The sequence below is a fragment of the Pseudomonas sp. SHLD1 genome (genome assembly GCF_028640935.1).
Classification (GTDB): domain Bacteria; phylum Pseudomonadota; class Gammaproteobacteria; order Pseudomonadales; family Pseudomonadaceae; genus Chryseomonas; species Chryseomonas aestiva.
In genome coordinates this window covers 1,082,006-1,105,331 of sequence record NZ_JAQZAD010000013.1, presented here as the reverse complement: position 1 = coordinate 1,105,331, position 23,326 = coordinate 1,082,006, and the positions used below count along the sequence as shown (strand labels likewise).

Here is a 23,326-nt window from a genome sequence, read left to right as displayed (position 1 = left end):
GGTGGCGCTCCTTGATGGGCAAAGGGCGACAGCTTAGCGCGCCTGGCGCGACGTGGGCTGTCAGGGACCAGCGGATACTTTATCCTCGTCAGCCTGGCAACTGGATAGATGACTTATGAGCGAACTTAACGGGCAATCCACGGGCGGCAACGACTGGCAACTAGGGCGCATCGTCGGTGAACTGCATGAGGCGCGCAGCCAATGGCGCGAGACCCACGGACGTTTTCGCGAATTCAGTGGCCGCGAGCTGCCGTCGCGCAGCGTCATGGCCAGCGTGATCGAATCCCTCAGCGGGGCGCTCTTTCCGCTACGCCTCGGGCCGGATCAGTTGCGCCAGGAAAGCGAGGACTTCTATGTCGGCTTCGAGGTGGAGCGAGCGCTCAATGCCCTGGTGATCCAGGCGAAGCTGGAGCTGGACTATTTCGCCAAGCAGCGTGGTGAGAACGGCGTCAATCGTGCCGATGAGGCGCGCCGGCTGGTGCAGGCCTTTGCCCTGGCGCTGCCGGATCTGCGCCGCCTGCTGGATACCGACGTGATCGCCGCCTACCAGGGCGATCCCGCCGCGCGCAGCGTGGACGAGGTACTGCTGTGCTATCCGGGCATCTACGCCATGATCCATCACCGCATCGCCCATCACTTCTATCGCAGCGGCCTGCCGCTGCTGGCGCGGATGGTCAGCGAGCGGGCGCATTCGGCGACCGGGATCGACATCCACCCGGGCGCCCAGATCGGCGAAGGCTTCTTCATCGACCATGGCACGGGCGTGGTGATCGGCGAGACCTGCATCATCGGCGACCGGGTGCGCATCTATCAGGCGGTGACCCTGGGCGCCAAGCGCTTCCCGGCCGATGCCGAGGGCAATCTCAAGAAGGGCCACCCGCGCCATCCCATCGTCGAGGACGACGTGGTGATCTATGCCGGGGCGACCATCCTCGGGCGCATCACCATCGGCCAGGGCTCGACCATCGGCGGCAACGTCTGGCTGACCCATGGCGTGCCGGCCAACAGCAATGTCAGCCAGGCCAGCCTGCAGGGGTGTGCCGGCCTGGCTCAGGAATAGTCGGCGGCGTTGTCGCGAACGAACTTGGCCAGGAAGCGCCGGGTTCGTTCCTCACGCGGCCGATTGAACAGCTCGGCCGCCGGACCCTGTTCGACGATGCGGCCAGCGTCCATGAACAGCACCCGGTGGGCGACGTCGCGGGCGAAGGCCATCTCGTGGGTGACGATGACCAGGGTACGACCCTCCTGAGCCAGCCCGCGGATCGTCTCCAGCACCTCGCCGACCCTTTCGGGATCCAGCGCCGAAGTGGGTTCGTCGAAGAGGATGGCCTGGGGGCGCATGGCCAGCGCCCGGGCGATGGCGACCCGCTGCTGCTGGCCACCCGACAGCTGCCCTGGATAGGTATCCGCCTTGTCGGCCAGCCCGACCCTGGCCAGCAGCTCGCGACCGCGGGCGCTGGCGGTGTCCCGCGCTTCGCCCTGGACGATGATGGGGCCCTCGATCACGTTCTCCAGCGCGGTGCGATGGGGAAACAGATTGAAGCTCTGGAAGACGAAACCCATGCTCTGCCGCAACCGACGAATGGTGCCTTGCTGGGCCTTGAGCGGCCGGCTGGCATCGATATGCAGATCACCCAGGCGGATGCTGCCGGCGTCCGGGGTCTCCAGCAGATTGAGGCAGCGCAGCAGGGTGGTCTTGCCCGAGCCGCTGGGGCCGATGATGGCGACTACCTCGCCCTCGGCCACCTGGAGGTCGATGGCCTGGAGCACGGTCTGCCGTTGAAAGGACTTGGACAGCCCCTGCACCTCGATCATGACGGGCCTCGCTCGTTGATATGACGGCCGTAGTGCCGCTCCAGACGGTTCTGCAGGGTGGAGAGCAGGCTGGCCAGCACCCAGTAGAGCAGCGCGGCGGCCAGGTAGAGACTGAAGATTTCGAAGGTGCGGGCGGTGATCAGCTGGGCCTGGCGGAACAGCTCCGGTACCTGGATGGTGGCGGCCAGCGAGGTGTCCTTGACCAGCGAGATGAAGCTGTTGCCCAGTGGTGGCAGGGCGATTCGCAGCGCCTGGGGCAGGATGGCGCGCCTCAGGGTCTGCAGGGGCGTCATGCCGATGCTGGCGGCGGCCTCCCACTGGCCGCGGTCGATGGCGCCAATGGCCGAGCGAATGATCTCCGCGGTGTAGGCGGCCATGTTCAGCGAAAAGCCGATCAGCGCCGCGGGCAGCGGATCGAGCTGGAGACCGAGCTCGGGCAGGCCGTAGTAGATGACGAACAGCTGCACCAGCAGCGGCGTACCCCGGAAAAACGAGATGTACAGCCGCGCGAGGCTACGCAGCGGCAGACTCCGGGAGCGGCGCAGCAGGGCCAGGCCGAAGCCCAGCAGCAGTCCGAAGAACATGCCGCCGAGACTCAGGACCACCGTCCAGATCGCGCCCTTCAGCAGGAAGGGCAGCGAATCGAGCAGGAGCTGTAGCGTGTCGCTCATTGGGTGACGTCAGCCTTGAACCACTTCTCGGAGATCTTGGCCAGGGTGCCATCGGCGCGCAGCTTGGCGATCGCCTGGTCGACCGCGGCATGGAATTCCGGATCACCCTTGCGCTCGGCGATGCCCGATTCCTGGCGGCTGAAGGGCTCACCGGCCAGGGCCAGCCTGTCCTTGGTCTTGGACAGCAGTTCCAGGGCGGCCAGGCGGTCGACGAGAATGGCGTCGATACGGCCGACGCGCAGGTCCTGGTACTTGGTCGGATCGTCTTCGTAGGTGCGCACGTCCGCCTTGGGTACGTTCTGGCGCAGCCACTGCTCGTAGTTGGTTCCCAGGCCGACGCCGACCTTCTTGCCGGCGAGGTCGGCGGCGGTCTTGATGCTGTCCACGTCGTCCTTGCGCACCAGGGCCTGGATGCCGGACACGGTGTAGGGGGTGGAGAAATCGTATTTCTTCTTGCGCTCTTCGCTGATGGTGACCTGGTTGATCACCACGTCCAGACGACGGGATTCCAGAGCGGCCAGCAGGCCATCCCACTTGCCGGGCTGGATCTTGGCATCGACGCCCAGTTCCTTGGCCAGCGCCTTGGCGAAGTCCACCTCGAAGCCGGTCAGCTGGCCCTGTTCGTTCTGGAAGCTGAAGGGCGGATAGGTGCCTTCCAGGCCGACGACCAGTTCGCCGCGCTGCTTGACGGTCTGCAGGAGGTCTTCGGCCTGGGCGGTGGCCTGGTGGGCCAGGCCCAGGGCGAGCAGCAGGGCGGCGCTACGGAACAGACGCTGGGGGAGAGCTTTGCGCATGGAGGAAATCCTTGAGGTTATGAGGGTGCGCCACTATGAGGGTGTCTGTTCTGACATCCCAAGTCCGAAAACTGCTGACGTTATGCCATCGCCCTGGGGACTTGGCTAGCCGATCACGCCAACCAGTCGCCATAGGCGAAGGTGCCCGGGGCGCCGCCGGTATGCAGGAATACCAGGGGGCCGGGTGGGAGGTCGCCGCTGGCCACCAGATCCAGCAGGCCGGCCATGGCCTTGCCGGTGTAGACCGGATCCAGGACCAGACCTTCCAGTCGGCCCAGCCGGCGGATGGCCGCCAGGGTGCCGGGATTGGGCTCGCCATAGCGGGGACCGAAATAGCCGTCACGCAGCTGCGGCGGCTCCTGAGGCAGGGCGACGCCCAGCAGGGCGGCCAGTTGTTGTCGCAGCAGGGCGACCTTGGGCAGCTGTTCGGCCTCGGTGCGGGAGACGGTGACGCCGATCACCGGCACCCCTGGCCGCAGGTGATGGAAAGCGAGATCCAGCCCGGCCTGGGTGCCGGCACTGCCGGAGGCGAGGATGACGGCGGCGGGTTGCAGCTCCAGTTCGTGCAGCTGGGCGTCGAGTTCCAGGCCGGCACGGACGTAGCCGAGGGCGCCCAGGGCGCTGGAGCCGCCAACGGGAATCACCCAGGGCTTGCGCCCTTGCTGGCGCAGGCGCTCGGCTTCGGCTTCCAGCTGGCTGACCGGATCATCGAGTGCAGCCACGGCGCTGACCTCGGCGCCGAAGAGTTCGAGCAGGAGACGATTGCCGCCGTGCAGGTAACCGGGATCCGCAGTGGCGATGGGATTTTCCAGCAGGGCGACGCAGCCCAGGCCCTGTTGCGCAGCGACGGCTGCAGTCTGGCGCACGTGATTGGACTGGATGGCGCCGGCGGTCACCAGGGTGTCGGCGCCGGCGGCCAGGGCCGCAGCGACCAGGTACTCCAGCTTGCGCACCTTGTTGCCGCCCAGGGCCAGGCTGGTGGTGTCGTCGCGCTTGCAGTGGACCGGTCGGCCCAGCTCTGCCGACAGGCGCGGCAGGACCTCCAGCGGGGTCGCCGAGGATTGCAGCGTCAGGCGTGGAAAGCGGGCGAGAGCGGTGGCGAGCATGGCGGAACCCGGGGCAGTGGAGGAGGCTTCACTCTAGGGGTAAGCCGCGCCTGGCAGCAATCCTGCCCTCAGGCGAGGTCCGGGCGCCGCGCCCAGGCCTGAGGTACCAGGGAGCGCAGCAGCACGCCGTAGAGCGGCACGAAGAGCAGCAGGCTGACCGTCAGCTTGACGCCGTAGTCGACCAGGGCGATCTCCGGCCAGTGGCTGGCCATGAAGGGATTGTCGCTGCGCCAGAAGGCGATGGAAAAGAACGCCAGGGTGTCGAGGGCGTTACCGAACAGGGTCGAGACCGTCGGCGCCAGCCACCAGTGGCGCGAGCGCCGCAGGCGGTCGAACACCTGGATGTCGAGCAGTTGCCCGAGCACATAGGCGCAGAAGCTGGCCAGGGAGATGCGCAGGACGAAGACATTGAGGGCGGCCAGCGCCGTCCAGCCCTGGAAGCTGCCGTCCTGGAAGAGCACGGAAACCCCATAGGAGACCACCAGCGCCGGCAGCATCACCCGGGCGATGACCTGACGCGCCGCCGCCTTGCCCATCACCCGCACGGTGAGGTCGGTGGCCAGGAAGATGAAGGGGAAGCTGAAGGCGCCCCAGGTGGTGTGCCAGCCGAACAGCTGCAGCGGCAACTGCACCAGATAGTTGCTGGCGATGATGATGAGGATGTGGAAGGCGACGAGCGCGGCCACGAGGGCACGCCGCGGGGTGGCAAGCAAGGCAGACATGGGCAGTCCTTTTTTGGTTACCTGGGGTGAGGGAACCCAGGGCGCTCAGGCGGGGCGGCATTTTACGGATTCGCGGCGCGCCTGGCGAGGGTGCGGTGGTCGTAGCCCGATCGAAAGCCTTGTCGGCGCGATGGGCAGAGCGGGCAGCCTCCTGCTAACTTGTACGACTTCCGCACCGACAGAGAGCTTCCTGATGCACTTTCGATCGCTGGGCCGTACCGATCTCAAGGTTAGCGCCATCGCGCTGGGCACCATGACCTGGGGTGAGCAGAACACCGAGGCCGAGGCCTTCGAGCAGCTGCGCGCCGCCAAGGCCGCCGGGGTCAACTTCATCGACACGGCGGAGATGTATCCGGTGCCGCCGCGCGCCGAGACCTATACCCGTACCGAGACCATCATCGGCAACTACTTCCGCCAGCATGGCGATCGTGCCGACTGGGTACTGGCCAGCAAGGCGGCCGGTCCGGGGCGCGACATGGACTACATCCGCAATGGCGGGCTGGCCTTTACCAAGGCCAATCTCACCGCGGCGCTGGACGCCAGTCTCCAGCGGCTCAACACCGACTACCTGGATCTCTACCAGCTGCACTGGCCGGATCGCCGCACCAATTACTTCGGTCAGCTGGGCTACGTGCACAGCGAGGCGGCCTTCACCCCGTTGGAAGAGACCCTCGAAGCCCTCGACGGCCTGGTCCGTGCGGGCAAGGTGCGCCATGTGGGGCTGTCCAACGAAACGCCCTGGGGCGTGCAGCAATTCCTGCACCTGAGCGAGAGCCGTGGCTGGCCGCGGGTGGTCTCGATCCAGAATCCCTACAACCTGCTCAATCGCAGCTTCGAGGTGGGGCTGGCCGAGCAGGCCATCCGCGAGCAGGTCGGCTTGCTGGCCTATTCGCCGCTGGCCTTTGGCGTGCTGGCGGGCAAGTACCTGCACGGCGCGCGTCCAGAAGGGGCGCGGCTGACACTGTTCGAACGCTTCCAGCGCTACAGCAATCCGCAGACGCAGCGCGCCGCCCAGGCCTATGTCGAGCTGGCCCAGGAACGCGGCCTGGATCCGGCGCAGATGGCCCTGGCCTTCGTCACCAGTCGGCCCTTCGTGACCAGCAACATCATCGGCGCCACCTCGCTCGCCCAGCTGGAAAGCAACCTGGCGAGCAGCGAGCTGGTGCTGGACCAGGAAACCCTGGCCGCCATCGAAGCCATCCACGTCGACCAGCCCAATCCGGCGCCCTGATCGCGTGGTATCCGGCGCCCGGTACAGCTGCTGTACCGGGCGCTTTTTTTACGCCTGGCAATCGGGAGGGTGATGAACAGGGCGGCAGCGCAAGGCCTGCTGTCCGCGACGCCTATTAAAACCACGGGCCCCAGGCCCTAGAGTGGGTAGGACCTTTCCTCCAGCCGACAGGTGTCCACCATGGCGTCTTACGAGATCGTGCTCCTGGGTGACCAGGACGCGTCCATTGTTGCCCATCAGGCCATCCCCCAGGCCCTGGCGCTGACAGCCAGCGCACTGGGCATCACGTTGCGGACGCGCTGGCTGCCTACCATGGCGGCTGACGGCGCTCTTGCCGATTGTGACGGCCTCTGGTGCGTGCCGGGCAGTCCATACCGCAACCGGGAGGGGGTGCTGGCGAGCATCCGCACCGCCCGTGAGCGGCGGATCCCCTTTCTTGGTACCTGTGGCGGGCTGCAGTACGCCCTGCTGGAGTACGCTCATTCCGTGCTGGGATGGACGGACGCGGCCCACCCCGAGGAGCACCCGCTGACGTCGCGGGCGCTGCTGGCGCCCCTGAGCTGTGCGCGCATCGAGTATCACAATGAGCTCCGTGTGGAGCCTGGTTCGCGCCTGGCAAGGGGAGAGGAAGGCCGGCAGGCGCAGGCCGCCTATCGCTGTCGCTTCGGCGTGAATCCCGAGTACCTGCCGGACCTGCTCGCCGCCGGCTGGCGGGTACTGGCCTGGGACGAAGAGGCGTTACCCGTGGCCTTTGAGCTGGAAACCCAACCCTGTCATTTCGGGACCCTCTACCAGCCTGAGCGCGAGGCCCTGACCGGGCAGGTTCCCACCGCGGTCCGGGCCTGGCTGGAGGCCGTGGTCGCGCGGAGACCGCGTCCATGAACCGGCCGGACCTGCCGCCCGATTGCGTGGTGATCGCCTTCATCTCGCAGCGCGCGGACGAGGATCCCGACTATGAGCGTACGGCCGCGCGCATGCTGGAGCTGGCGCAGGCACAACCGGGCTTTCTGGGAGTGGAGTCGGTACGCGGCGCCGATGGCCTGGGCATCACGCTGTCCTACTGGGTCGACCAGGCCGCAGTGGCGGCCTGGGGCGCCCATCCGGAGCATCGCCAGGCGCAACGGCTGGGCCATGAACGCTGGTATCGCTGGCATGACACCCGGGTCATGCGGCTGTTGTCGTCGCGCTCCGGGGCCGGCGTCATTCCAGACGGATCGCGCCCAGCGCCGGGGTGACGCGAATCCAGCCGATGCGGCTGTCTTCGCCGATCAGCATGACCTTCTTCCAAGGGCGAAAGGGGGCGCTGTCCAGGACCAGGACGCGATCACCCGGCTCGAGCATGACGATCAGCTGGCGGTTGGCGACCACGCTGCGTTCCGGCATGGCGGGATATTGCATCAGCGGGATCTGGCCACCGCGGATCTGCCAGGTCTCGCCACTGGCCGCGTTGATGAAGGTCGGCAGCCGCGTCAGCAGGATGGCCAGCGCAAAGAACCCGATCAGCAGCAGGACGAGCCGCTGCGTCACGGTGCGGACGGCAACGATATCGGGTGACAGCTTGCCAAGCGAGGACATGGGAATGGCTCTGGGCGGCGGACGGTAGAGGTTCGATGCTACCGTCGTGCGGCCAATTGACATCATTCACATGAAGGAAAGGTCAACGGCTGCTCATTCGCCAGTGCCAGACTGTGAACGGCCGCAAAAGCGGCCGCCTAGAGGGGCGGATTCAGGGCGCCAGCTGGCGGGTGACTTCCAGGGCCTTGTCGAAGGACGGGTAGCCACTCTTGGCGACCGCCAGTTCGCCATAGGCGCTCTTGTAGGTCTGCGCCTGGATCGGATCCGCCTCGGGAACCAGGAAGGGGTCGGTGTACATGCGATAGAGCAGGGCATAGGCCAGCGGATAGCGATGATCGGCGGAGGCGTTCAGCAATTCCAGGACATCGTCGGTCTGCGGACCCTGCTTGATGGCGATCACCGCCCGATAGAATTCCACCTCGCCATCGGCGCTGGTGCCGCCATTGCGCAGGAGCAGGGCATCCGCGAGCTTGAGCTGTTCCTCACTGCCACCCAGGACCAGCAGCTTGGCCTGCAACAGGTCGTTCTGGCGCAGCAGGGTGGTCTGTTCAGCGCTCAGTGGCCGCGTTTCCGCTGCCTCGTGGTGACCGCCCAGGGAGCAGCCGGCGAGGGAAACACACAGCAACGGGAGCATCCATTTCTTCATGTCGAGATCTATCCGCGGAGTCGTGACGCTGGTTCCAAACTTTGGACGATAGCAGTTCTTTACGGCTTTGCGCAGAACCGGAAGGCAATCCTGGAGTCGTATCCGCACGTCCACAGAGCGCCCATGCCTGGCTATTTCCAGCGTCGCGCGCTTCGGGCATTGTATGCGACAAGCGGCTGGATAGACCGCCGTTCGTTTTGCCTTCACGTACAGATCAAAGGACTCCCATGATCACCAAATGTCTGTTTCCGGCAGCCGGCTATGGCACTCGTTTTCTCCCTGCGACCAAGGCCATGCCCAAGGAAATGCTGCCCATTGTGAACAAGCCGCTGGTGCAGTACGCCGTGGAGGAAGCTCTGGAGGCGGGCCTGCATCAGATCGGGATCGTCACCGGTCGTGGCAAGCGCTCGCTGGAAGACCATTTCGACATCAGCTACGAGCTGGAAAGCCAGATCAAGAACACCGACAAGGAAAAGTACCTGGTCGGCATTCGCAAGCTGATCGACAACTGCACCTTCTCCTACACCCGTCAGGTGGAAATGAAGGGCCTGGGTCACGCCATCCTGACCGGCCGCCCGCTGATCGGTGACGAACCCTTCGCCGTGGTGCTGGCGGACGACCTTTGCCTGAACCTGGACGGCGACAGCGTCCTCAAGCAGATGGTCAAGCTGTACAACCAGTTCCGCTGCTCGATCGTGGCCATCCAGGAAGTCCCGGCCAACGAGACCAACAAGTACGGTGTGATCGCCGGCGAGATGATCCGCGACGACATCTACCGCGTGAACAACATGGTCGAGAAGCCCAAGCCGGAAGATGCCCCTTCCAACCTGGCGATCATCGGCCGCTACATCCTGACCCCGGACATCTTCGATCTGATCGAGCAGACCGAGCCGGGCAAGGGTGGCGAGATCCAGATCACCGACGCCCTGATGAAACAGGCCCAGGACGGTTGCGTACTGGCTTACAAATTCAAGGGTCAGCGTTTCGACTGCGGCAGCGCGGAAGGCTTCGTCGAAGCCACCAACTTCTGCTTCGAGAACCTGTACAAGGCGCTGTAAGACGCCCTGTGCACCGGACCAGGCCACCTGCGGGTGGCCTTGTCGTTTCTGGCGGTTGGCCATCCGCGCCGCTGCCCGGGGTGGCCTTGCGTTATGCTGGCGCCAGCAGCTGCAGAGAGAGAGCTCCATGACGACCTTTGATTTCGACCTCTTCGTGATAGGCGCCGGTTCGGGCGGCGTGCGCGCGGCACGTTTCGCCGCCGACTTCGGGGCCCGGGTGGCGGTCGCGGAAAGCCGCTACCTTGGCGGCACCTGCGTAAACGTGGGCTGCATGCCCAAGAAGTACTTCATCTACGGCGCTTCCTTTCGCGACGAATTCCGCCAGGCCCGCGGCTATGGCTGGGACGCCGAGGTCCCGGCCTTCGACTGGAATACCCTGGTCGCCAGCAAGGACCACGAGATCCGCCGGCTGAACGGCATCTATCGGGCCCTGCTGGTCAACAGCGGGGTGACCCTGCTGGAAGCCCATGCCCGCATCCTCGATCCCCATACCGTCGAGGTGGAAGGAAAGCGCTATCGCTGCGAACGCATCCTCATCGCCACCGGTGGCTGGCCGGATGTGCCGGACTTCCCCGGGCGCGAGCATGCCATCACCTCCAACGAGGCCTTCTACCTGCCGGAGTTGCCCAAGCGGGTGGTGGTGGTGGGTGGCGGCTACATCGCCGTGGAATTCGCCTCGATCTTCCAGGGCCTGGGCGCCCGTACCACCCTGCTGTATCGCCGCGAGCTGTTCCTGCGCGGCTTCGACCAGGGCGTGCGCGAGCACCTGCGCGACGAGATGCAAAAGCGTGGCCATGATCTGCAGTTCAATGCCGATGTGGCGCGGATCGACAAGGCCGCCGATGGCAGCCTGCAGGTGACCCTCAAGGATGATCGGGTGCTGGAAGCCGATTGCGTGTTCTATGCCACCGGCCGCCGGCCGATGCTGGATGACCTGGGTCTGGAAAATACCGGGGTGGCCCTGGATGCGCGGGGTTTCATCGAGGTCGGCGACACCTTCCAGACTGCCGAGCCGTCGATCTACGCCATCGGCGACGTCATCGGCCGGGTGCAACTGACCCCGGTGGCCCTGGCCGAGGGCATGACCCTGGCGCGGCATCTGTTCAATCCGGACAGCTATCGTCCGTTGAACTACGACCTGATCGCCAGTGCGGTCTTCAGCCTGCCCAATCTGGCCAGCATCGGCCTGAGCGAGGAAGAGGCGCGCGAGCGTGGCCATCGGTTGAAGATCTTCCAGAGCAGCTTCCGGCCGACCAAGCTCAGCCTGACCGACGTCCAGGAGCGCACCCTGATGAAGCTGGTGGTGGATGCCGACAGCGACCAGGTGCTGGGCTGCCACATGGTGGGGCCGGATGCCGGCGAGCAGATCCAGTGCCTGGCCATTGCCCTCAAGGCCGGGGCGACCAAGGCCTGCTTCGACGACACCCTGGGCATCCATCCCACTGCTGCGGAAGAGTGGGTCACCATGCGCAAACCGGTTCGCGAGGACGAGGCGCGCTGATCGGGCGCCTCGCCGCCGCGCGCATCACTTGGGTAGCGGCGCTACCGCGGGCGTGACAGGCGCTACCGCCTCACGCTTGGCGTAGCGCTGGGCCAGTACCGCGCAGACCATCAGCTGGATCTGGTGGAACAGCATGATGGGCAGCAGCACCGGCCCCATGGTGCTGCCGGCGAACAGCACCTTGGCCATGGGCACTCCCGTGGCCAGGCTCTTCTTGGAGCCGCAGAAGACCACGGTGATCTCGTCTTCCTTGCTCATGCCCAGCAGCCGCGCGCTGTAGCGTGTGGCCAGCAGCACCAGGGTCAGCAGGGTGGCGCAGATGAACACCAGGCCCACCAGCGACAGGATCGGCGTCTCGCGCCACAGGCCTTCGATTACCGCGGCACTGAAGGCGGTGTAGACCACCAGCAGGATGGACCCCTGGTCGACGAACTTGAGCTTGCCCTTGTGGCGATCGACCCAGTGGCCGATCACCGGGCGCAGCAGCTGGCCGGCGACGAAGGGTAGCAGCAGCTGGACGCAGATCTTGACGATGGCGTCGAGGGTGCTCTGGCCGTCCGATCCGCCGTGGGCGTCGAGCAGCAGCCGTACCAGCAGCGGGGTGAGGAAGATGCCGAGCAGGCTGGACAGCGACGCACTGCAGACCGCCGCCGAGACATTGCCGCGCGCCATGGAGACGAAGGCGATGGACGACTGCACGGTGGCGGGCAGGGCGCACATGAACAGCACGCCGAGATAGAGCTCCGGTGTCACCAGGGGCGCCAGCAGCGGCTGCAGCGCCCAGCCGAGCAGCGGAAAGCTGACGAAGGTGAAGGCGAACACCAGCAGGTGCAGCCGCCAGTGGGTGATGCCGGCCACCAGCGCCTGGCGCGACAGCTTGGCGCCATGCAGGAAGAACAGCAGGCCGATGGCGATGTTGGTCACCACGTTGGCGACCTGGGCAGCGAGGCCCCGGCAGGGCAGCACGCTGGCCAGGATCACCGTGGCGACCAGCAGCAGGGTGAAGTTGTCGGGCATCAGGCGGGGACGAGCCATGGTCTCTCTCGGGTTGTCTGTGGATGGCCTCAAGGCTATCGTCTCCCGACCTAACCGACTAACGCGAAAAGCCCCAATGATGTCGTCAAACGGACAGTCTGCGGTCGAACGTCCCGTTCCCACGCTCGCCCACCTGCCCCGGCGGCTCTATGCCCGCGTCGAATCCCTGGCGCAGCCGGCCTGGACCCCCTGGCACCGGCATCCCTGGGGACAGCTGTCCTATGCCATCAGGGGGGTGCTCACGGTGACCACCGCCGAGGGAAGCTACGTCGCTCCGCCGCAGCGGGCGGTGTGGATCGCCGCGGATGTCGAGCACCAGGTGCGTTCCTCGCCGCAGGCGGAGATGCGCAGTCTCTACGTGAGCGCCGAGGCAGCGCCCTATGTCGGCGAGTGCTGTCGCGTGGTGGTGGTGAGTCCCCTGATCCGCGAGCTGATCAAGACCTTCAGCGGTTTCCCCCGGGAATATGACGAGGACGGTGCCGAGGGAAGGCTGGTGTCGGTGATGCTCGATCAGTTGCAGGCGGCGCCCGAGGTGGGGCTGTCGCTGCCGGCGCCCCAGGATGGCCGCTTACGGTTGCTGTGCGAGGCCCTGGCGGCCAATCCGTCGGACGACCGCACCCTGGCGCAATGGTCGAGGGTGCTGGGGGCTTCGGAAAAGACCCTGAGCCGGGCCTTCTTGCGGGATACCGAGCTGACCTTCAGGACCTGGCGGCAACGGTTGCGGCTGATCAGTGCCCTTGAGCGCCTGGAGCAGGGCGCTGCGGTGACCGAGGTGGCGCTGGATTGCGGCTACAACTCCCCATCGGCCTTTATCGCGGCCTTTCGCCGCCAGTTCGGCGCGACGCCCGGGGCCTTCGCCCTGGGCGTCTAGGGTGGTGTTTCAGGCGTTCGCACAAGAATTGGCGAGGGATTTCTGCTTCCAGACCAGGCCAGGCCAGGCGCTGCGACGAGTCATGGCAGGGCTATGGCGCTGAGTGGCAACACCGTCTGGAAGCAAGAAGCACCGCCAAGACTGTGCAGATGACTTCTGCGGCACCACGCTAACCGTCAGGCGGTGGCGCCGAGCAGGCTCAGGTAGTCACCGAAGCCGCCGCGAGCCCGGCAGTCCAGGCGCGAGCTGGTGCGTACCCGCACGCTGTTGCTCCAGGCAATGCGCGCGCCCTGGGTCTTGAGCGCGGTAACCAGGGTGACGTCCTCGTCCACGGTCATGGAGGGAAAGCCCCCGGCGCGCAGGTAGGCGGCCGCCGAGATGCCAAAGTTGGCGCCGTGAATGTGCTGATGGCCTTCACGATCATGATAGGCCGCCTCATAGCGCGCTCTCAGACCGGGGGAATGCGGAGCCCAGTCGTCCACCTCGACCACGCCGCAGACGGCATCGGCGCCGTAGGCGAGTTGAGCGGCGAACCAGTCCGGCGCCACCTCGGAATCGGCATCGGTGCAGGCCAGCCAGCGCGCGCCCCGCTGGATCAGGTGGGCCGCGCCGGTCGCGCGGGTCAGGCCGACGTTGCAGGCCCAGACCTCCAGTGCGGTCACCGGCAGGCGGCGAACGATGTCGGCGGTGCCGTCGGTGCAGCTGTCCAGCACGATGACGATCTCTACGGTCTCACCCAGCAAGGCCGGATGCCGCGCAGCGCGCAGAACCGATTGCAGACAGCGTTCGACGTGTTGCTCTTCGTTATGAGCGGGTATCACGGCACCTATCATAGAAGCTGCTCCCGGCGGGCGACGGAGGTGGGATCGGAAGACCAGAGGGTGAGGACGAAATCGGCTTCTTCGAGATGGCTCAGGCGATGCAGGCCGGGCAGGGCGGCCATGCGTTCGTGGACCTGGTCGCCGGTCAGGGCGCAGCCGTCGATGGGGTGGCGCCAGTGGCAGCCGAGCAGCACCCCGGCGGGCAACAGGGCGCTGTGGGCGCGATCCAGCAGGGCATCCAGGCCGCGCTCACCGAGGTAGTAGCCGATCTCGCTGATGACGATGAGATCGAAGGCGCCCGCGGGCCAGGCGTCCGGCAACAGCAGGTGCCGTACCTCGACCTGGGGCTGGTCGGCCAGGCGCTCGCTGGCGGTGGCGACCGCCGAGGCATTGCCGTCGCTGACCAGCAACCGTTCGCAGCGTTCGGCCAGCCGCCGGGACAGTTCACCGGTGGAGCAGCCTGGTTCATAGCCATGCGTGTATCGGCGGTGCGGCAGCACGGCCAGGGTAAGATCGCGCTTGCGCGCCTCATACCAGCGATGGCGGTAGTCCCAGGGGTCTTCGCTATCGGCGTAGAGCGAGTCGAAATAGCTCATGGAGACAGTCACGTTAGATAGACCTCCCAGGCACGCGTGAGACGGGCAACCACCGCAGGCGGCAGGATCGGCCCCTGTCCCGTGCTGGCGTCCTCGGTCAGCTGACTGCCAAAGGCGCTGACCGCACGCTTCTTCAGTGCGAGGACGTCTTCTTCCAGATCCAGGCGCCGCGCCCGGTCCCAGGGCACGCGCGGATCACCGGGAGCGGCCCAGTGCCAGGTCCAGACCGGCACCTCGATGCAGCGAGCCCCGCGCAACCGGCAGGCTTCCACCGCCGCTCGGCCGGTCGCCTCGTGATCGGGATGGCCATCCAGCCGCCAGGTGCCGAAGACCACGTCTTCGGGAGTGATGAACTCCAGCAGGCGCTGCTGCAGGGCGTCCTGCTGCTCGCTGACCTGACCGTCCGGGATCGCCAGGCGCGTCACGGTAGCGCGCTCCAGGTGCAGCCGGCGCAGGGCTTCGCGGGTTTCCAGCGGGCGGGTGTTGCGCAGGCGACTGGCAGGCCAGAGGGTGGACTGCGGATGGCTGCCATCGCCATCGGTGACCGCCACCAGCGCCAAACGGCGACCCAGTTCGCCCAGCAGGCAGAGCAGGCCGCCACAGCCGAGGATCTCGTCGTCCGGGTGAGGGGCGACCACCACGGCGCGGTGTCCCGGCGGAACCAGTTGCGAGGCTTCGATTGCCGGCATCTCGGTGAAGCCGGACCACTGCAGCCACGCCTCGGGCGGGGTGCCGAGTCCTTGAATCTGACGATCGCCTACAGTTGCCAAGGGGCACCCTCCAGCAGATTGAGGTCACCCAGTACCGCCAGATCACGTTCGGCGTGGCTCTGGCGCAGGTAGACGGGAAGGTCCGCCATGTGGCGGGCGCAATAGGCGTCACGGCACAGCGGCGCGGCGCCAAAGGCGCGGCCGGTATGGCGGATGACGATTTCGGCGCACTGCTCGACCAGGGCCCGCAACTGGCAGACGGGATAGCGGGCGTCCGCCTCGGGGTTGTGGTCGATCCAGTGGGCGGCCTGGCGCAAGGCCGTGGCGGCGCCGAGCAAGGCGGCGTCCACATGGCCCAGGTGAGCGAGGGCATGGGGTTCGCGATGACGCTTGCAATGGGCGCGCAGGGTGTCGGCCAGGGCGGTGGCGGAGCCATACCAGCAGGCGGCGATGCCACCGCCGCCATGCCAGAAGCCAGGGCGGTGCAAGTAGCGTCCGGGAGCCCCGACCAGCACGCCGGCGGCGCCATCGAAGAGCACATCGACGCTGCCCGTGTGCTGCATGCCGATGGCGCGCCAGCCATCCTGGGTGACCTCGACGCCCGGTTGCTTCATTTCCACCGCCACCAGCATCGGATGGTCGTCCATCCAGGCGGTAACCAGGGCATGGCTGACCAGGGATGCGCCGGAGCACCAGGACTTGCGGCCGTGCAGGGTGACCATGCCGTCGGCGCTGTAGCGCACCAGCAGGCGGGCGTCCGGCGGCTCGGCAGCCCAGACGCCCCAGAGGCTTTCGGGCGGCACGTAGCCATCCAGTTCGCTCAGGATGGCCAGGGCATCGGTATGGCCCTCGTACAGCTTGACCAGGCCCAGATCATGGTGGGCTACCTGGGCCAAAGCGCGCCAACGGTCCAGGGTCTGGCCCTGGCCGGGCAAGGGCAGGCGGTCGAGGCCGCGCTGATTGAGAATCTGGAGTCGGTGTTGCAGCAGTGCGGGAGTGACCTCGTCATAGGCCCACTCGTCCAGGGTGTCCTGAAGGCTATCCAGATCGATCGACATCGGCTCCATCCCGTGGCTGGCGACGGCGCTGTCCACGACAGCGCTCGTTAGTGCAGACCACGGGGAGCGACAAGGGGTTTCGCTTGGGCGCAACGCTTGCCGACGGCAGGCGTGTCACTAGGCCATGCCCAGTCGTTTGCGCCTTGTCGCCGTGAGGCTCTGGCGCACCCCGGCGTACCCGGCCCAGGGATCGTCCTTGAGCCCTTCGAGACGTTGCAGGAGGGAGTCGAAGCGCCACTGGTCGCTGCCCCGTAGGTCGCTCAGCTCGTCGCGCGTCACCGGCACCGAAACGCCGAGGTGGGGACGGGCGCGCAGGGAAAAGGCACTCACCGTGGTGGCGCCATGGCGATTGCGCAGGTAGTCGACGAAGATCTTCCCCTGGCGGTTCTGGGCGCCCATCTTGGCAGCGAAGAGCTTGGGCAGGGTGTTGGCCAGGTGCTGGGCGGCCGCCTGGGCGAAGGCCTTGACGGTGTCCCAATCCTGGCGCCGATCCAGGGGCACCACCAGGTGCAGGCCGCGGCCACCGCTGGTCTTGACGAAAGCCTGGAGGTCCAGCTCGTCGAGCAGGGTCAGCACCAGCTCCGTCGCTTCCACCATGCGCGACCAGGGCAGGGCGGGATCGGGGTCGAGATCGAGGATGAAGCGGTCGGGGCGATCGATACGGTCAGCGGTGGCATTCCAGGTATGGAGTTCCACCGTACCCATCTGGGCCGCGCCGATGAGCGCCTCGCGACTGTCGATGACCATCAGCGGTGCGTGACCCGGATCCAGCTCAGGCGCCAGTTCGCGGATATGGGGAATCGCGAGGGTCTGCTTGTGCTTCTGGAAGATCTGCTCGCCGGCGATACCCTCGGGCGTACGGACCAGGGCCACGGGCCGGTCGGCCAGGTGCGGCAGGATCCAGTCGGCGACGGCGGCGTAATAGCCGGCCACGTCGAGCTTGCGTGCGCCGCTGGCCTCGTCAATGACGCGCCCAGGGTGGCTGATGCGCACCCCGGCGACGGTCGCCTCCTGCTGGCCGGCACCGGGTTTGCGTCGGGGCGTGGCATCGGGATCCTCGGCTTCCCGTGCCGGCGCGGCCCGTTCGAGACCGATGCCCTCGGCCGGCTTGTCGCCACGCAGGCCATGGAAGACGCCCTGACGGACGATGCGATCCTGGGTCAGCTCGGCATAGGCGATCTCGCACAGCTGCTCGGGCCGCAACCAGGTCACCTCGCGGTAGGCAGCGCCCCTGGGCGGATCCACCACCGGTGGCTTATCGACGATCAGCGGCTGGAATCTGGCGTGCAACTGCTTGAGCAAGGCGGCAGTGAAGCCGGTGCCGACCTTGCCGGCATAGTGCAGCCGGCCCTGGTCATCGTGCAGCGCCACCAGCAGCGCGCCCAGGTGCTGGCGACCGCCCTTGGGCGGGGTGTAGCCGACGATGATGAATTCCTGGCGATGGGCGCACTTGAGCTTGATCCAGTCCTTGTTGCGCCGGGAGCGATAGGCGCTGCCCAGGCGCTTGCCGATCACCCCTTCGAGGCCCAGTTCGCAGGCGCTGGCCAGGATGCGATCGGCCGGTACCTCGAAGGCGGTGGAAAAGCGCAGCAGGTCGCTGTCGTTGCCTTGCTCCAGCAGCTTGCCGAGCAGCTCGCGGCGCTGCTCGACTGGTACCTCGCGCAGATCCGCGCCATTGAGATAGGGCAGGTCGAACAGGTAATAGGCGATGCGGGTCGCCTTGCCAGTCTCGAAGGCATTCTGCAGCGCCTGGAAGCTGGAGACGCCCCGCGCATCATTGACCACGATCTCGCCGTCCAGCCAGGCGTTTTCCAGGCCGAGGGCCGCCAGCGCCCTGGCCTGCTCCGGCAGGCGTTCGGTCCAGTCGTTGCCGCTGCGGGTGAAGAGGCGCACCTCACCGCCCTCGATATGGGCGAGCAGCCGGTAGCCGTCGTATTTCACCTCGTACAGCCAGTCGCCGGCCGGCGGACTATCGACCAGGGTCGCCAGTTGCGCCTCCAGCGTCTCGGGCAGCTTGGCCTTGCGCGCCTTGGCCTGGCGTGCCGGCGTCTTGGCTGCCTTCGGTTGGTCGGTGGTTTTGCCCTTGGACCTGGCCTTGGGCTGCGCCAGCCGCGGCAGGGTCTTGTCGCTCAGTACGCTGTCGGGTTCGGCAGCGGTCACCTCGTAGTCGGCGCTGTCGCGGGCCTCGGCGTCGCGCTCCTTGATCAGCAACCATTGCGGCTTGTCGCTATGGCCCTGCAGCCGGGTGCGTACCAGGGTCCAGTGGCCGCGAAGCTTTTCGCCACGGAGTTCGAACTTGAGCTTCCCAGCGGCATAGGCTTCGGCGGCATCGCCCTCCGCCTGCCACTCGCCGCGATCCCAGACGATGACATCGCCCGCGCCGTACTGGCCTTCGGGAATGCTGCCTTCGAAGCTGCCGTAGGCGAGCGGATGATCCTCCACCTGGACCGCCAGGCGTTTTTCACCGGGATCCAGGCTGGGACCCTTGGGCACCGCCCAGCTCTTGAGGGTGCCGTCCAGCTCCAGACGGAAGTCATAGTGCAGGCGACGGGCATCGTGCTTCTGGATGACGAAACTCAGGGCGCCCTCGGCCTTGCGCCGGCGCGGGCGGTCCTCGTCACGCGGCTCGGCGGTGATGTCGAAGTTGCGCTTGCGGTTGTATTCGCTGGACGGGCTGGCCATGGCGGCGGTCCTCACTTGGCCTTGCGGGTACGGCTGGCGGCCGGGCTACGGCGGCCGCTCGAACGACCGGCGCCCTTGGGCTTGGGTGCGTCCTTGGCTTTGTCCTGCTTGCCGCCCAGGCTACGGCGCAGCAATTCGGTGAGGTCGATGACGTCGGCGCCGCTGTCCTCGGTTTCGGGCTCCTCGGCGACGGCTTCGAGCTTGCCGTCCTTGAGCTTGCGTTCGACCAGGGCCATGACGTTGTCCTTGAAGGTGTCGTGGTACTGCTCCGGATCCCATTGCTCGGTCATCTCGTCCACCAGCCGCTGGGCCATGTCCACTTCCTTCTTGGTGACCTTGGCGTCCAGCCCTTCGAGCCCGACGTCTTCCGCGGAGCGGACCTCGTCGGCCCAGCGCAGGGTGTTGAGCACCAGGGCATCGCCCAGCGGCATGATCACCGCCAGATGCTGCTTGGAGTGCATCACCAGGTTGGCCACGCCCACCTTGCCGGCGGCGCTCAGGGTGTCGCGAAGCAGGGCATAGACCTTTTCGCCGTTCTTGTCCGGCGCCAGGTAATAGGGCTTCTCGAAGTGCAGGATGGAGATCTCCCGCGCCTCGACGAAGGTGAGGATGTCGATGGTGCGCGTGGCCTCGGGCAGCGCGTTGTGGATCTCGTCCTCGCTGAGCACCACGTACTTGCCCTTGCCATGTTCGACGCCCTTGACGATATGCTCGCTGGGCACCTCCTTGCCAGTGGTCTTGTTGATCCGCTTGTAGCCCACCGGATCGAGGCTGCGTTCGTCCAGCCAGTCGAAGTCGATGCCCGATTGCCGGGTCGCCGAGACGACCGAAACGGGGATGTGCACCAGGCCGAAGCTGACGGCGCCTTTCCAGATCGAGCGGGGCATGGACGTTCTCCTCTTGGGTGTCCCCTATGGATAGGCCGGCGATCCATCGGGTTCCGCCTTGGGGAACCCCGCTCCGCTGTTGGGTTCTACCCCCGGAACGACGCTTTTGCCGTCGCAGGTGCAGGGTAGAGAGGAGCAGGGCGTGGACAGTGTCGATCAAGAAGTTTTGCGCAAGACCCTGGCCTGGCGACGGGAGGGACATGGCGTCCGCCTGTTTACCGTGGTCCAGACCTGGGGCAGTTCGCCACGGCCGCCGGGCGCCATGCTGGCCCTGCGCGACGATGGCCAGGTCTGTGGCTCCGTGTCCGGTGGCTGCATCGAGGACGATCTGATCGCCCGACTGCACGCCGGCCGGTTCGCCGGGGAACGCCCGGAGATCATCACCTACGGTGTCTCCGGCGACGAAGCCGCGCGTTTCGGGCTGCCCTGTGGCGGCACCCTGCGTCTGGTGCAGGAGCAGGTCGGGGACTGGCGCTGGGTCGAGCAGCTGCTGCAATGCTGCGACGGCCACGAACTGGCCTTGCGTGAGCTGGACCTGGCGACCGGCGAGGTGCGGATTTCCAGCACCACCCGCGATGCGCCGGTCACCCTTGACGAGCAGCGGCTGCGCCTGGTCCATGGGCCGCGCTGGCGGCTGCTGCTGATCGGCGCCGGTCAGCTGTCGCTCTATGTCGCCGACATGGCGGCCATGCTCGATTTCGAGGTGCTGGTCTGCGACCCCCGCGTTGAATTCCGCCAGGGGTGGGAGATGCGCCAGGCGCGTTTCATCTCCGGCATGCCGGACGATGCCGTGCTGTCGATCCGCCCGGACGAACGCACCGCGGTGGTGGCCCTGACCCACGATCCGCGCCTGGATGACCTGGCGTTGCTGACGGCGCTGCAGTCCGACGCCTTCTACGTCGGCGCCCTGGGCTCGCTGCGCAACAACGACCGGCGGCGGGAGCGGCTGCTGCAGCTGGACCTGCCGGTCGCGGCGATCAATCGCCTGCATGGCCCCATCGGCCTGCATATCGGCAGTCATACCCCGCCGGAAATCGCCCTGTCGCTGCTGGCGGAGGTGGTCGCCGTCAAGAACGGCATCGCCCTGACCCAGAAGAAGCGCGCCCTGGTGGCAGTGGAGCAGGTCGCCTAGGGATGTCCGGGGTTCAGGTGCTGATCCTCGCGGCGGGTGCCGGGAGCCGGTTCCGCGCCGCAGGCGGCGGCGACAAGTTGCAGGCCACCTTGCCCGGGCCGTCCGAGCTGACGGTGTTGCAGGCGACCTTTCGACTGTGGCGAGGCGTGGGTCTGCCGTGCCTAGCGGTGGTTTCGGACAGCGCCCCCTGGCGCGCCGAGCTGGCGCAGCAGGAAGGCCTGGCGGTGCTCAGTGTGCCCACCACCGGCATGGGCGACAGCCTGGCCGCTGCCGTGCGAGCGACGTCCGGAGCGTCCGGTTGGCTGGTGACCCTGGGCGATATGCCCTTCGTGCAGCCCGCGACGGCCCGGCAGTTGCTGGATCTGCATCATCCCGAGCGCATCGTCATCCCGACCTGCCAGGGCAGGCGTGGCCACCCCGTGCTCTTTGGTCGGAATTTTGCCGCTGCGCTGGGCGAACTCGAGGGCGACGAAGGAGCGAAACGGCTCCTGCGCGAGGGTTCGGTGCTAGAGCGGGAGGTCGCGGACGCCGGTATCCAACACGACATCGATACGCCCGCCGACCTGGAAAATACCCGGCAGGCAGCCCCAGAACTTCCCCGATTCGCCGCTCTTCCAACGGAGGAGCACCGCTTTGGGGGACACGCACTCATGAACACCATCGAGTCCATGCTGGACTATCTCAAGACCCGCGAACTGCAACTCACCACGGCGGAATCCTGCACGGCCGGCAAGGTCGTGGGGCTGCTGTCGGAAGTACCCGGCAGCGGCGGCTGCATCGAATCGGGTTACGTCGTCTATTCCCCCGAGGCCAAACAGCGTCTCCTGGGCGTCAGGCCGGAGACCATCGAGCGTCACAACCTCACCAGCGAGGAAGTGGCGCGGGAGATGGCCGCCGGGGCCCTGCGCGACAGTCCGGCCCAGGTGGCCATCGCCAATACCGGGCTGGCCGGGCCCGGCGGAGCCGATGGCATTCCCCAGGGAACCGTCTGCTTCGCCTGGGGCTACCGGGTTGGCGATGACATCGTGCTCTATTCCGAAACCCAGCATTTCCCCGGCGATCGCGAGGCCGTGCAACTGGCGGCGGCCCGTCACAGCCTCGGCGCCGTAGTGACCTATCATCAACGTCTCGAACGCGAATCAGAGGAGAACGCCCGATGACCGAAGCCATTCAGCGCGACATCATCCAGGCCCTGCAGGTACCCGAACAGTTCGATCCGGCCGCGGAAGCGGAACGGCGTATCCAGTTCCTCAAGGATTATTTGCTGAACAGCCGCCAGGAGAGCTATGTGCTGGGCATCAGTGGTGGCGTGGATTCCTCCACCGCTGGCCGACTCGCCCAACTGGCGGTGGAGCGGGCGCGCGAGGAAAGTGGCAATGCCCGCTTGAGATTCATCGCCATGCGGCTGCCCTATGGCGTGCAGCGCGATGAGGCGGATGCCCAGCGCGCCCTGCAATTCATCCAGCCCGACGAGACCCATACCGTCAATATCAAGCCAGCCAGCGACGCCATGCTCGCCTCGGTCCGCGAAGCACGAGTGGCCTTCGATGATGAACTCCATGAAGACTTCACCCTGGGCAACATCAAGGCGCGCCAGCGCATGATCGCCCAGTACGCCGTAGCCGGCGCACGCCGGGGCCTGGTGATAGGCACCGATCATGCGGCGGAAGCGCTGATGGGCTTCTATACCAAGTTCGGCGATGGCGCCTGTGACCTGACGCCCTTGCACGGACTCAACAAGCGGCGGGTAAGGGCAGTGGCCGAGTGGCTAGGCGCGCCGAACGAATTGGTGCACAAGGTGCCGACCGCCGATCTGGAATCCCTGTCGCCTGGCAAGGCCGATGAAGATGCCTTCGGCATCACCTATGCCGAGATCGACGATTTCCTGGAAGGCAAGGCGGTAAGCCCGGCTACCCTGGAGATCATTCTCACTACCTACCGGCGTAGCGCCCACAAGCGTGATCTTCCCTACACACCCTTCCATTGAAATCATAGGGTTGCGGGTATTACTTCAGGTGATTTCTCGAACAGCGGCTGCAGTACGACTGCCATCCTGGCATGTGCTGCGCTGCTGCTCGACGAACACTAGGACGCTAGTCATTAAGTTAGATATCGCTTTATATCTGTGCTTCAAGCATATGATATAAAAAGAGTTTTCCTGATTTTCTGCACCTGTCGGTCATTGGGCTTTGGCTGAACTTTTGCGCGCCGTCAGTGCTCAGACTCTTTCAGACACACCCGCGTGAGTGCTTCCGGTTGCAGTAGAGCCGCGGCTGTCTGGAGTGGCGTCCTCCTGGGCGTCGCTGCGGGTTACCGACTCCTTGCAGGGGTTCGGCCAGCCGGGCCTCTTTGGCGGCAAGCTAAGCAGTAGCGGGTTCATGACCAAGGTCGCAACGCCAGCGCGTTGCGGCCTTT

General features: G+C 66.4%; 24 protein-coding genes and 1 pseudogene. 11 read left to right on the top strand and 14 right to left on the bottom strand.

Going from position 1 to position 23,326, the window contains the following annotated elements; translation table 11 throughout:
* Positions 1 to 115: 115 nt before the first annotated feature.
* Positions 116 to 1,060, top strand: coding sequence for a serine O-acetyltransferase EpsC (gene epsC, locus PVZ77_RS10530; RefSeq protein WP_273807506.1), 945 nt, complete (start codon positions 116 to 118; stop codon positions 1,058 to 1,060).
* Here epsC and tcyN read toward each other — a convergent pair.
* The 5 genes from tcyN to PVZ77_RS10505 form a co-directional block, all read right to left on the bottom strand.
* Positions 1,051 to 1,815: an L-cystine ABC transporter ATP-binding protein TcyN gene (gene tcyN, locus PVZ77_RS10525; protein WP_273807505.1), complete on the bottom strand. Its 765-nt coding sequence runs from the start codon at positions 1,813 to 1,815 to the stop codon at positions 1,051 to 1,053. The two genes, epsC and tcyN, sit on opposite strands and share 10 nt — an antisense overlap.
* Positions 1,812 to 2,486 carry a cystine ABC transporter permease gene (gene tcyL / locus PVZ77_RS10520; protein WP_160922313.1) on the bottom strand — a complete coding sequence of 225 codons (675 nt, stop codon included), beginning with the start codon at positions 2,484 to 2,486 and terminating at the stop codon, positions 1,812 to 1,814. The genes tcyN and tcyL overlap by 4 nt, the downstream gene beginning before the upstream one ends.
* A complete protein-coding gene (gene tcyJ, locus PVZ77_RS10515) occupies positions 2,483 to 3,280 on the bottom strand; it encodes a cystine ABC transporter substrate-binding protein (protein ID WP_273807504.1) in 798 nt (265 codons plus the stop codon). Before tcyJ ends, tcyL begins: the two co-directional genes overlap by 4 nt.
* Before the next feature lie 113 nt (positions 3,281 to 3,393).
* A complete protein-coding gene (locus PVZ77_RS10510) occupies positions 3,394 to 4,386 on the bottom strand; it encodes a D-cysteine desulfhydrase (RefSeq protein ID WP_273807503.1) in 993 nt (330 codons plus the stop codon).
* A 68-nt stretch (positions 4,387 to 4,454) separates the two neighbouring features.
* On the bottom strand, positions 4,455 to 5,108 hold the full coding sequence (locus tag PVZ77_RS10505; RefSeq protein WP_273807502.1) for a 7-cyano-7-deazaguanine/7-aminomethyl-7-deazaguanine transporter: 654 nt from the start codon (positions 5,106 to 5,108) through the stop codon (positions 4,455 to 4,457).
* A gap of 193 nt (positions 5,109 to 5,301) precedes the next feature.
* Here PVZ77_RS10505 and PVZ77_RS10500 point away from each other — a divergent pair, with 193 nt between their 5' ends.
* The 3 genes from PVZ77_RS10500 (at position 5,302) to PVZ77_RS10490 (ending at position 7,574) form a co-directional block, all read left to right on the top strand.
* A complete protein-coding gene (locus PVZ77_RS10500; protein ID WP_273807501.1) occupies positions 5,302 to 6,339 on the top strand; it encodes an NADP(H)-dependent aldo-keto reductase in 1,038 nt (345 codons plus the stop codon).
* A gap of 180 nt (positions 6,340 to 6,519) precedes the next feature.
* Positions 6,520 to 7,221, top strand: coding sequence for a glutamine amidotransferase-related protein (locus PVZ77_RS10495; RefSeq protein WP_273807500.1), 702 nt, complete (start codon positions 6,520 to 6,522; stop codon positions 7,219 to 7,221).
* Entirely contained in the window at positions 7,218 to 7,574 is a 357-nt protein-coding gene (locus tag PVZ77_RS10490; protein ID WP_273807499.1) for an antibiotic biosynthesis monooxygenase family protein, read from the top strand. The genes PVZ77_RS10495 and PVZ77_RS10490 overlap by 4 nt, the downstream gene beginning before the upstream one ends.
* Here the strand turns inward: PVZ77_RS10490 and PVZ77_RS10485 are convergent.
* Positions 7,540 to 7,914, bottom strand: coding sequence for a hypothetical protein (locus PVZ77_RS10485; RefSeq protein ID WP_273807498.1), 375 nt, complete (start codon positions 7,912 to 7,914; stop codon positions 7,540 to 7,542). The two genes, PVZ77_RS10490 and PVZ77_RS10485, sit on opposite strands and share 35 nt — an antisense overlap.
* A gap of 151 nt (positions 7,915 to 8,065) precedes the next feature.
* Positions 8,066 to 8,548, bottom strand: coding sequence for a hypothetical protein (locus PVZ77_RS10480; protein ID WP_256664577.1), 483 nt, complete (start codon positions 8,546 to 8,548; stop codon positions 8,066 to 8,068).
* 239 nt (positions 8,549 to 8,787) lie between these two features.
* Here PVZ77_RS10480 and galU point away from each other — a divergent pair, with 239 nt between their 5' ends.
* Together galU and gorA are read left to right on the top strand one after the other, a co-directional pair.
* Positions 8,788 to 9,618 (top strand): UTP--glucose-1-phosphate uridylyltransferase GalU, encoded by an 831-nt coding sequence (galU, locus tag PVZ77_RS10475; RefSeq protein WP_059314756.1) that lies wholly within the window; start codon positions 8,788 to 8,790, stop codon positions 9,616 to 9,618.
* 127 nt (positions 9,619 to 9,745) lie between these two features.
* Positions 9,746 to 11,119, top strand: coding sequence for a glutathione-disulfide reductase (gorA, locus tag PVZ77_RS10470; protein ID WP_273807497.1), 1,374 nt, complete (start codon positions 9,746 to 9,748; stop codon positions 11,117 to 11,119).
* A gap of 24 nt (positions 11,120 to 11,143) precedes the next feature.
* Here gorA and PVZ77_RS10465 read toward each other — a convergent pair whose 3' ends face one another.
* Complete coding sequence (locus PVZ77_RS10465; protein WP_273807496.1) at positions 11,144 to 12,154, bottom strand: bile acid:sodium symporter family protein; 1,011 nt, start codon at positions 12,152 to 12,154, stop codon at positions 11,144 to 11,146.
* A gap of 76 nt (positions 12,155 to 12,230) precedes the next feature.
* Here PVZ77_RS10465 and PVZ77_RS10460 point away from each other — a divergent pair, with 76 nt between their 5' ends.
* Complete coding sequence (locus PVZ77_RS10460) at positions 12,231 to 13,025, top strand: AraC family transcriptional regulator (RefSeq protein ID WP_273807495.1); 795 nt, start codon at positions 12,231 to 12,233, stop codon at positions 13,023 to 13,025.
* Between the two features lie 176 nt (positions 13,026 to 13,201).
* On the opposite strand, the gene PVZ77_RS10455 is transcribed toward PVZ77_RS10460, so the two are convergent.
* The 6 genes from PVZ77_RS10455 to ku form a co-directional block, all read right to left on the bottom strand.
* The gene (locus PVZ77_RS10455) at positions 13,202 to 13,858 is read right to left on the bottom strand and encodes a glycosyltransferase (protein ID WP_133861813.1); all 657 of its coding nucleotides are present in this window, start codon (positions 13,856 to 13,858) and stop codon (positions 13,202 to 13,204) included.
* A complete protein-coding gene (locus tag PVZ77_RS10450; RefSeq protein WP_273807494.1) occupies positions 13,855 to 14,442 on the bottom strand; it encodes a class I SAM-dependent methyltransferase in 588 nt (195 codons plus the stop codon). The genes PVZ77_RS10455 and PVZ77_RS10450 overlap by 4 nt, the downstream gene beginning before the upstream one ends.
* Before the next feature lie 8 nt (positions 14,443 to 14,450).
* Positions 14,451 to 15,212 carry a PIG-L deacetylase family protein gene (locus tag PVZ77_RS10445; protein ID WP_273807493.1) on the bottom strand — a complete coding sequence of 254 codons (762 nt, stop codon included), beginning with the start codon at positions 15,210 to 15,212 and terminating at the stop codon, positions 14,451 to 14,453.
* A complete protein-coding gene (locus PVZ77_RS10440) occupies positions 15,200 to 16,210 on the bottom strand; it encodes an acyl-CoA dehydrogenase (RefSeq protein WP_405046283.1) in 1,011 nt (336 codons plus the stop codon). Before PVZ77_RS10440 ends, PVZ77_RS10445 begins: the two co-directional genes overlap by 13 nt.
* Before the next feature lie 117 nt (positions 16,211 to 16,327).
* Entirely contained in the window at positions 16,328 to 18,892 is a 2,565-nt protein-coding gene (gene ligD, locus PVZ77_RS10435; protein ID WP_273807491.1) for a DNA ligase D, read from the bottom strand.
* Between the two features lie 11 nt (positions 18,893 to 18,903).
* The gene (gene ku / locus PVZ77_RS10430) at positions 18,904 to 19,779 is read right to left on the bottom strand and encodes a non-homologous end joining protein Ku (RefSeq protein ID WP_273807490.1); all 876 of its coding nucleotides are present in this window, start codon (positions 19,777 to 19,779) and stop codon (positions 18,904 to 18,906) included.
* 142 nt (positions 19,780 to 19,921) lie between these two features.
* Between ku and PVZ77_RS10425 the strand changes: the two genes are divergently transcribed.
* The 4 genes and pseudogenes from PVZ77_RS10425 (at position 19,922) to nadE (ending at position 22,898) form a co-directional block, all read left to right on the top strand.
* The gene (locus PVZ77_RS10425) at positions 19,922 to 20,911 is read left to right on the top strand and encodes an XdhC family protein (protein ID WP_273807489.1); all 990 of its coding nucleotides are present in this window, start codon (positions 19,922 to 19,924) and stop codon (positions 20,909 to 20,911) included.
* A 2-nt stretch (positions 20,912 to 20,913) separates the two neighbouring features.
* A pseudogene (locus PVZ77_RS10420) lies at positions 20,914 to 21,396 on the top strand (nucleotidyltransferase family protein); the annotation flags it as partial.
* A 165-nt stretch (positions 21,397 to 21,561) separates the two neighbouring features.
* A complete protein-coding gene (locus PVZ77_RS10415) occupies positions 21,562 to 22,071 on the top strand; it encodes a CinA family protein (protein WP_273807526.1) in 510 nt (169 codons plus the stop codon).
* The gene (gene nadE, locus PVZ77_RS10410) at positions 22,068 to 22,898 is read left to right on the top strand and encodes an ammonia-dependent NAD(+) synthetase (RefSeq protein WP_273807488.1); all 831 of its coding nucleotides are present in this window, start codon (positions 22,068 to 22,070) and stop codon (positions 22,896 to 22,898) included. Before PVZ77_RS10415 ends, nadE begins: the two co-directional genes overlap by 4 nt.
* Positions 22,899 to 23,326: the final 428 nt, after the last annotated feature.